This is a genomic window from Nguyenibacter vanlangensis (assembly GCF_013376155.1).
Lineage (GTDB): Bacteria > Pseudomonadota > Alphaproteobacteria > Acetobacterales > Acetobacteraceae > Gluconacetobacter > Gluconacetobacter vanlangensis.
Genome location: NZ_JABXXP010000791.1, coordinates 1 through 1214, shown reverse-complemented (window position 1 = coordinate 1214; position 1214 = coordinate 1). Strand labels below are relative to the sequence as shown.

Here is a 1214-nt window from a genome sequence, read left to right as displayed (position 1 = left end):
CGTCGGACATCAGCCAGAGACTGCCGTCCGGCCGGTTGCTGAAGGCGACGCGGCCCCCCGACACGGCATAGGCGCCGCCGCCATATTCATGGACCCGCGTGCCGACATCGAAGGGCGCCTGGGTGACGTCGCGCATGCCGTCTCGTTCGGTCCAGCGGACCAGGACGGTGCGGCCGGCTTCGGCGGGGCGGCTTTCCAGCCAATAGACCGCGTCGCCGTCGGTCTGCAGCTCGGACAGGCCGAGCGTCCGGCCCGCCACCAGGTCCGGCGTGATGCGGGAGGGCCAGGTGCCGTAGGATAAAATCTCGGGGGTGGATCCGGTGCCGGCGTGGGGGTCGGTCATGCGGGGGGTCCTGCTTTGGGGGCGCCGTCCCGTCCTATTGACTTGACACGGCGTTGGCCAGACGGTTCCTCAGCCTCTTCGCGCAACAGGACAGGTCCAATCCGCTGGTTCATCAGTTCGAATCCCTCGTCATGCAATATGGGTACGGCGTCATCGGCGTCGTCGTCATGTTCGAGAGCATGGGCCTGCCGCTGCCGGCCGAAACCCTGATCATCTCCTCGGCGCTCTATTGCGCGGCAACCCATCGGTTGGATATCGGCTGGGTGGCGGTGGCGGCGATCGCCGGCGCCATCATGGGCGACAATTTCGGCTATCTGATCGGGCGGAGCTTCGGCTTCCGCCTGCTGGAGCGGCACGGCGCCAAGGTCTGCCTGACGCCGCGCCGGCTGCTGCTGGGGCGCTACCTGTTCCGCCGCCATGGCGGCAAGGTGGTGTTCTTCGGCCGCTTCATCGCCATCCTGCGCGTCTTCGCGGCCCTGCTGGCGGGGGCGAACCGCATGCCGTGGCATACGTTCCTGTTTTACAATGCCATGGGCGGAATCGGCTGGGCCGGCGGTTATGCGTTCGGTACCTATTATCTGGGCCACCAGGTGTTGAACATCTCGGGCCCGGTCGGGCTGACCCTGGGGGCGATCGCGCTGCTGGTCATCGGAAGCGGCTTCGTCTTCCTGAAACGCAACGAAGTGCGCCTGACCGAGGAAGCCACGAAGGCGGCCGAGCGGGAGCAGCACAGCAGCGCGCACCACAGGGACCGGCAGCATGCGGGTCGGCACCGTGAGGGGGAGCAGGCATGATGGCCGTGCCGGCGAAATGGACGATCGCGCGCGCCCCGGACCTGACCGGGCGGGTCGCCGTGGTGACGGGGGCGAGC

General features: G+C 68.0%; 1 protein-coding gene and 1 pseudogene. One reads left to right on the top strand and one right to left on the bottom strand.

The genetic code is table 11. The annotated features are described in order from the left end of the window. Positions 1 to 343 (bottom strand): annotated as a pseudogene (locus tag HUK84_RS19075) (S9 family peptidase); the annotation flags it as partial. Between the two features lie 131 nt (positions 344 to 474). Between HUK84_RS19075 and HUK84_RS19070 the strand changes: the two are divergent. After that, positions 475 to 1137, top strand: a complete 663-nt coding sequence (locus tag HUK84_RS19070) for a DedA family protein (protein ID WP_176641624.1) — start codon at positions 475 to 477, stop codon at positions 1135 to 1137. Positions 1138 to 1214 lie beyond the last annotated feature (77 nt).

What these genes read in the sequence shown, in the direction of transcription:
- HUK84_RS19070 (WP_176641624.1), top strand. Translation starts at nt 475, where the DNA reads ATGCAATATGGGTACGGCGTCATCGGCGTCGTCGTCATGTTCGAGAGC.